Annotated in this window: 6 protein-coding genes and 1 tRNA gene; 6 read left to right on the forward strand and 1 reads right to left on the reverse strand. The window is 59.6% G+C overall.

Annotated features, from left to right (window positions below):
- Window positions 1–95 precede the first annotated feature (95 nt).
- Complete coding sequence (gene pyrE / locus QZ292_RS09080) at window positions 96–725, reverse strand: orotate phosphoribosyltransferase (RefSeq protein ID WP_294600784.1); 630 nt, start codon at window positions 723–725, stop codon at window positions 96–98.
- A 12-nt stretch (window positions 726–737) separates the two neighbouring features.
- On the opposite strand from pyrE, the gene QZ292_RS09085 reads away from it, so the two are divergent.
- From QZ292_RS09085 to QZ292_RS09110, 6 genes are all read left to right on the forward strand, one after another.
- Window positions 738–1,397 (forward strand): NUDIX hydrolase, encoded by a 660-nt coding sequence (locus tag QZ292_RS09085; RefSeq protein ID WP_294600786.1) that lies wholly within the window; start codon window positions 738–740, stop codon window positions 1,395–1,397.
- Window positions 1,398–1,541: 144 nt separating this feature from the next.
- Window positions 1,542–1,619, forward strand: a tRNA-Pro gene (locus QZ292_RS09090).
- Window positions 1,620–2,575: 956 nt separating this feature from the next.
- Window positions 2,576–3,061 (forward strand): YhcH/YjgK/YiaL family protein, encoded by a 486-nt coding sequence (locus QZ292_RS09095; protein WP_294600788.1) that lies wholly within the window; start codon window positions 2,576–2,578, stop codon window positions 3,059–3,061.
- A 49-nt stretch (window positions 3,062–3,110) separates the two neighbouring features.
- Window positions 3,111–4,760 carry an arylsulfatase gene (locus tag QZ292_RS09100; RefSeq protein WP_294600790.1) on the forward strand — a complete coding sequence of 550 codons (1,650 nt, stop codon included), beginning with the start codon at window positions 3,111–3,113 and terminating at the stop codon, window positions 4,758–4,760.
- 6 nt (window positions 4,761–4,766) lie between these two features.
- Window positions 4,767–5,462 carry a hypothetical protein gene (locus QZ292_RS09105; protein WP_294600792.1) on the forward strand — a complete coding sequence of 232 codons (696 nt, stop codon included), beginning with the start codon at window positions 4,767–4,769 and terminating at the stop codon, window positions 5,460–5,462.
- Window positions 5,459–5,941: a pyridoxamine 5'-phosphate oxidase family protein gene (locus QZ292_RS09110; protein ID WP_294600794.1), complete on the forward strand. Its 483-nt coding sequence runs from the start codon at window positions 5,459–5,461 to the stop codon at window positions 5,939–5,941. The genes QZ292_RS09105 and QZ292_RS09110 overlap by 4 nt, the downstream gene beginning before the upstream one ends.
- Window positions 5,942–6,106: the final 165 nt, after the last annotated feature.

A 6,106-nucleotide genomic window follows, 5' to 3' on the forward strand; every position in this document is an offset into this window, starting at 1 on the left:
ATCCTCTAAAGTTTTTCTGGTTCTCTTTGTTCACAAAGAGAACAGTACCCTCCAGATAAGGTGCAAATAATAGAACGGTTAAACGGATCGGTTTCTTATCGGCCCCACGTATCCGGAGATTTGCGCCACTCGCGAAGGGTGGCCACCTCTTCCGGCCGGACGTAGCCTTGTTCGGTCGCCAGCTCGATCAAGGTGTTGTAGTCGGACAAGGTGTCCAGCACGACGCCCGCCCGTTCGAAGTTGGCGGCGGCGGTCGGGAAGCCGTAGGTAAAAATCGCCACCATCCCCAGCACGTCGCACCCCGCGGCCCGCAAAGCTTCGACGGCCTTTAACGAGCTCCCGCCGGTCGAGATCAAGTCTTCGATGACGACGACTTTCGCTCCCGGTTCGAAATAGCCCTCCACCTGGTTGGCCATCCCATGGTCTTTGGGGGCGGAACGGACGTAGATAAACGGTTTGCCGAGCGCTTCCGCGGTCAGCACGCCGCAGGCGATCGCCCCCGTCGCCACCCCCGCGATCACGTCGGCCTGGGGATACTTCTCGGAGACGAGCCGGGCGAAAGCTTCGTAGATCTCGCGACGAGCCGCCGGATAGGACAAGGTCTTCCGATTGTCGCAGTAGATCGGGGAGTGCCACCCGCTGGCCCATGTAAACGGATTTGCAGGGCTGAGTTTTATTGCCTTAATTTGCAGCAGTGTTTGTGCAATCTTTTTGCCGGTTTCCATACCTAACTACTTATGAAAAAGGTCTATCGTTCGGATAATGTCGTAGCGTTCGGCACGCCGGAGGAGTGTGCGGCACTCGCGGCGGCGAAGGATGCGTCGTGGCTGGTCATGCAGGCCGAAGCGCTCGGGCCGGACGGCGGGGCGACGCTCGGGTTAACAAATTTGCAGAGAATTTTCGAAACGGCCAAATCCGTCGCTATCGTTTCGCCGACGGAGGAGGAGAATGACCGCTTTTTCGCGCAGTTCGCGGCACAGTTCGTACCGATCGAGGCGGCGGGGGGGCTGGTCGCTTCGCCGAGGGGGGAGGTGTTGATGATTTTCCGCAACGGGCGGTGGGATTTGCCGAAGGGAAAGCTGGAACGGGGGGAGGAGATTGCGGAGTGTGCGGTCAGGGAGGTGGAGGAGGAGTGCGGTATCCGGGGGCTGGTGGTCGGAAAGCTGCTGACGCGGACGTATCACCTCTACGAGTCGCACTACGAGGCGACTGACCAGTGGGTGCTCAAGCGGACGACGTGGTTCGCGATGGAAAACGACGGAAATGAGGAGCTGAAGCCGCAGACGGAGGAGGGGATTACGGATATTCGGTGGATTGCGGCGGACAGCTTGGCTTCGTACATCGAAAATACGTACAGCACGATCCGGGATGTCTTCGCGGCGGCGAAGCGGTTCTGAGGGGCTTTTTCTTGCGGGTGTTTATGTGCTGATTTTCACGAATCTAACGGTCTATTCCCAGGTTTTTCGAGACGTTTTTTCGCTTTTTCTCGAAAAACTGTTTGCGGGTTCGGAATTTTCGCTTACCTTTGTTCCCGGAATTTTCGGGGTGTAGCACAGTCCGGTTAGCGCGCCACGTTCGGGACGTGGAGGTCGGAAGTTCGAATCTTCTCACCCCGACCACGAAATTCCCAAAAGGTTCTCATCTCACGATGAGAACCTTTTTTTTGTTTTGCGGCGACGGTTTCCTGTTGCGTTCGTCGATCGATAGGGGTAGAGGCGGCCATTCGCCCTCCGCGGGCACGCGGGGCCTGCCCGGCCCGAGGGCAGTCGATGCTCGACAGTCGCCCGCTCCGCCTAAAAGGGCATATTCTGCCGATTGGCGGAGAGCCAATTCGGCAAGAATTGCCGCGGGCGACGGAAACATGCTTTGACAAGTCCGCGCGCCACACCTTAGGAGGGGAATCGTCAAAACTCGCTTGCACATTTTGACTGGAATTCCCCAGGCGCGTGGAAAATGCGAACAAAGCTCACCCGCGCGCCACGCCTTAAGAGGGAAATCGTTCAAACACGCAGTCGTGTTTGAACAGGATTTTCCAAGGCGCGCGGACAGAGAACAGGGCGCAGCAAACAAGTAAGCGATACGCAGTATCGCTCTGTCCCGCCGAGGTCACTCGGCCGCCGCCCGCGCAGGGCAGTTCCGTCCGGCACAAAGCTCGCCCGTCGTCCGCCCGTCTAAAGAGGGATTTCACTCGTTTTGCGGTGAGCAAAATCGAAATGAAATCCCTGCGGGCGACTCAAAAACGCGTTGACAAGCTCGCGCGCCGCCGCTTAAGGAGGCGCGCGGTGCCTGCGGGCACTCCGAAATGGCCGCCTCTACCCTAACAAGATAGAACTGCGCTCAGGCCGCGCGGGCCCCACTTGGTAAGGCGAAGAAAACCCCTAACTAAACACCCAACGGGTGCGGGGACGGGCGAAACTGCGTTTCGCTGCGGCAGCCTACACCCTACTGCGTCTTAGACTCCACAAGACTCTATTTTCCTGCACTGCAATAGCTACTGGCCGACACGGCGGCGGAACCTTAACGTTTTCTGGTCGCTTTTCGCTATATTTGTTCGACGGTTCAAACTCTAACTACCATGATACACGACTCCTTGGAGACCGGCGCAAAAAGATATGCGCAGCTCCACCCGCTCTTCGCCGAGGCTTTCGAATACCTGGCACAACACCGTTCGGAACTGAACGATCCGGCGTTCAACGGCAGACATGAAATCAAGGGAAAGGATTTCTTCGCGATGGTCGGCGACCACCGGCTCAAACCGCAACAGGAGGCGGTGCTCGAAGCGCACGACAGGTACATCGACCTGCAGGTGATGATCGACGGGTGCGAGGATTTCGGATGGGCGCCGAGGGCGGCTTGCTCGCAACAGAAGGGGGAGTTCGACGAGGAGAACGACATCGTGTTCTATAACGACACGCCGACGAGCCGCGTGACGGCAGGCAAGGGGGAGTTCGTCATCTTCTTCCCGGAGGATGCGCATGCGCCGCTGATCCGGCCGGAGGATGCCGGAAACAACGGCACGAGCAGAAAGGTGATCGTCAAAATCCGGGTCGAGGCGAGATAACCGCCCACTCTGTTTTACAAAGGAAAAACTTTCTGCAACCCAACTCGATATGACTGACTTGAAATCGAAACTGAGGCTGCTGGCGGCGCTGGCGGCAGGAGCAGGGGCGGCGGTGAGACCCGCTGCGGCGGCGGAGGCGAACGGCAAAGCGAAAAACGAACCGCAAAAACCGAATGTGGTCATTATTCTGGCAGACGACCTGGGGTTCGGAGATATCGCGTGCAACGGGTCGCAGGGGACGATCCGGACGCCGAATACGGATCGGCTGGCGGCGGAGGGGGTGCGGTTCGCGGATGCGCATGCCACGGCGGCCACGAGTACGCCGGCAAGATACAGTATTCTAACGGGGGAATATGCGTGGCGGAGGCCGGGAACGGGCATCGCACCGGGAGATGCGGCGATGATCGTCACGCCGCAGCACAAAACGCTGCCGGAGATGATGCAGCGGGCGGGATATACGACGGCGGCGGTCGGAAAGTGGCACCTCGGTCTCGGCGACAAAGCCGGACAACAAGACTGGAACGGGGTGGTCACACCGGGGCTCAAAGATATAGGTTTCGACTACTCCTATATCATGGCGGCGACGGCGGATCGGGTGCCGTGCGTTTATATCGAGAACGGACGGGTCGTGGGGCTCGATTTGGCCAACTACCCGGAGGATTCGATCCGGGTGAGCTACAGCAAGCCGTTCCCAGGCGAGCCGACGGGACGTAAAAATCCCGAGATGCTCAAGCTGCAGGCGAGTCACGGGCACGATATGGCGATCGTGAACGGGATCGGGAGGATCGGCTTTATGACGGGCGGAGGAAAGGCGCTGTGGGTGGATGAAAACATTGCGGACACGATTACGGAACGGGCAGCGGGTTTTATCGAACGGGCGGTCGCGGCGCAACGGGAGGCGGAGAGGACGGGAGAAGAAGAAAAACCGTTCTTCCTCTATTTCTGCACCAACGACGTGCATGTGCCGAGGGCGCCGCATGAACGGTTCGTCGGCAAGAGCGGGATGGGGGCCAGGGGGGATGCGATCTTGCAGTTCGACGGGTCGGTGGGGAGGATTCTGGGGGTGCTGGACTCGCTGGGGGTGGCGGACAACACGCTGGTGATCTTGTCGTCGGACAACGGGCCGGTGGTGGATGACGGGTACCGGGATCGGGCAGTGGAGCTGCTGGGGAACCACAAGCCGTGGGGGCGGTTCCGGGGCGGCAAGTACAGCATCTTCGAGGCGGGGACGAGGATTCCGGCGATTGTCAGGTGGCCGGGACGGGTGCCGGCGGGACGGGTGAGCGAGGCGCCGGCGTCGCAGGTGGACTGGTTCGCTTCGCTGGCGGCGCTGGTGGGTGAAGAGCTCGCGGAGGGCGAGGCGCAGGACAGTCGGAATCATCTGGCGGTCTGGCTGGGAAAAGAGCGGAAACGCACCGGGGGACGGGAATACATTGTCGAGAATGCGGGCACGCTGTCGATTACGATGGACGGGTGGAAGTATATCGCGCCGAGCGGGGGAGCGGCGAAGGATCATAACGTAAACATCGAGTTGGGGAATGCGAAGGAGCCGCAGCTGTATCACCTGACGGAGGATATCGGAGAGCGGAATAATGTGGCGGAGCTCTATCCGGAACGGGTGGCAGAGCTGGCGGCACGGCTGGAGGAGGTGCGACGGATGCCGGATCGACGGGAGGGGGTTTCGAGTTCGAAAAAATAACGAAATATGATACGTTTTCGCAGAACCGGCCTCAGGATGATCCTGGGGCTGGCGACTTTGGTAACGGGGTGCGGAGGAACGGGAGTGGGAATAGAGCCGGAGAAAAACGAGTGGCTGGAGGCGACGCGGGAGTTGGTCGGAGAGATGTGCGAGCTGGCGCGGAACGAAGAGGCGGCGGAGTGGTTCACAAGCAATGCGGGGCTGTTGGATCGCATGCGGGAGATGGGAGAGGGAACGTACGATCGGCCGCGGAAGGGATGGGTGGCGGAGGTGTCGGACGAGGTGTTGCAGGAGGGATTGCTGGCTTTGTCGAAAACGGAGTTCGCGGAGGAGGAAGAGGAGATCAGGGAGATTCCGAAGGTGCTGCGCAACCGGATCAATCCATCGCTGCTGGTTTCGGCTTTCCAGGCTATGGGACAGGAGAGTACGGAGCTGGCGGCGTATACGATACTGACGACGAGCAAAACGTATCTCCGGCCGGGGGACTGGAGGGAAAATATGCTGGTGGTGCTGGACTATGGGGGAGAATATGCGGTGGCGGCGGCGTTCTGGGAGTCGGGAGAGGGGACGGTGACGGGATCGGTGGGTTTCGTCAGGGCGGAGGTGGCTGCGAAATTGTGCGAGGCGCTGGAGGAGTGGGGGGTAAAGAAGGGAGTGATACGGAGGTTGTCGGAGGATGATTTACGGGGAAAATCTTTATGAATTTCAGGGAAATACGCCGGCAGGATCGCTTGTGGGACGAGGCGATGGCCAAGGATCTGTTAGAGTCGGGAGAGTTCGGCTTTCTGGCGATGTGCGCGCCGGAGGGCTATGGGTACGGGATTCCGATGAGCTATGTCTATCGGCGGGAAAAAGATTGCATCTATTTCCACTGCGCGCCGGAGGGGCACAAAATCGATGCGATCGGGGCGAATGATCGGGTGAGCTTCTGTGTGGTGGGAAAAACGCGGGTGGTGCCGTACTCGACGGGGTACGAGTCGGTGCATGTGTTCGGCAGGATCGCCCAAGTGACTGATGAGGGGGAGCGTTGGGAGGCGCTCGTAGCTCTGCGGGAGAAGTACAATCCGGAGCTGGGGCTGGTTCCGGAAGAGGACCCATACATCCGGAGGTCGTTCGATCGAACGGCGGTTTTGCGTTTGAATATCGAGCATCTCGCGGCCAAATCCAAAAGGGTGCCGTGACCCGACGATTGGCGTTGCGGGTGTTTTATTGCGGGTGTTATACGGTCACCGGAGTCGGGCTCTGGTGGCTGTTTTATTTTAAGGGGTAGGTGCGTCTCCGCCCCGGGCTTCCGCCATCGGGATACGGGCACGTTGTGGCTCATCGGCAGCAGCGGAAACAGCTAC

Source organism: uncultured Rikenella sp. (genome assembly GCF_910577125.1).
In the GTDB taxonomy this organism is placed as follows: domain Bacteria; phylum Bacteroidota; class Bacteroidia; order Bacteroidales; family Rikenellaceae; genus Rikenella.